Annotated in this window: 2 protein-coding genes; both read right to left on the bottom strand. The window is 60.0% G+C overall.

Annotated features, from left to right (window positions below; genetic code table 11):
• On the bottom strand, nucleotides 1-431 hold a 431-nt coding region (locus ACR0DO_RS19560), incomplete at its 3' end, for a MerR family transcriptional regulator (protein ID WP_480561112.1).
• An 18-nt stretch (nucleotides 432-449) separates the two neighbouring features.
• Nucleotides 450-568 (bottom strand): HU family DNA-binding protein (locus ACR0DO_RS19555; protein WP_480561114.1); only part of this gene is annotated, 119 nt, incomplete at its 5' end.

The following is a 568-nucleotide window of genomic DNA, read 5'->3' as shown; positions in this document are numbered from 1 at the left end:
GCGGGTTTTGCAACGGGGCTTTCGTTAGGGGCAGCGGGGGCGGGGGCCGTGCCGCTATCTCCCAAGTCCAGAGTGATCTGCTGGCTGGGCTCTGGTTTTGCAGTAAATGGAACCACCACCGCGTCATTTGCCTTGGCTTCGGGTTCGGCGGTTTCATCAAGCCCCTGCGACAGCGAAGCCACATAAGCCACGCCTTGCTCACGCAGAATGCGCTGCACGCCTTTGATGGTGATCCCATCTTCGTGCAGCAGCTTCTTGATACCCCCAAGCAGGCGCATGTCGTTAGGGCGATAATACCGCCTTCCACCTGCGCGTTTGACCGGTTTCACCTGTGTGAAACGGCTTTCCCAAAATCGCAGGACATGGGCCTGAACACCCAGCCAGTCCGCAACTTCACTGATCGTGCGAAAGGCGTCGGGTGACTTGCCCATGGTGTCGCTGTCCTGATGTTACTTGCGGTTCCCAGCGGCGACGCGATCCTTCATCAGGTGCGACGGGCGAAAGGTCAGCACGCGACGCGGCTGAATAGGAACCTCTTCCCCGGTTTTGGGGTTGCGGCCGATGCGGG

The organism is Ruegeria sp. AM9 (assembly GCF_056540565.1).
The sequence above is the reverse complement of the archived record's forward strand: the minus strand, read 5'-3'. Positions and strand labels throughout refer to the sequence as shown.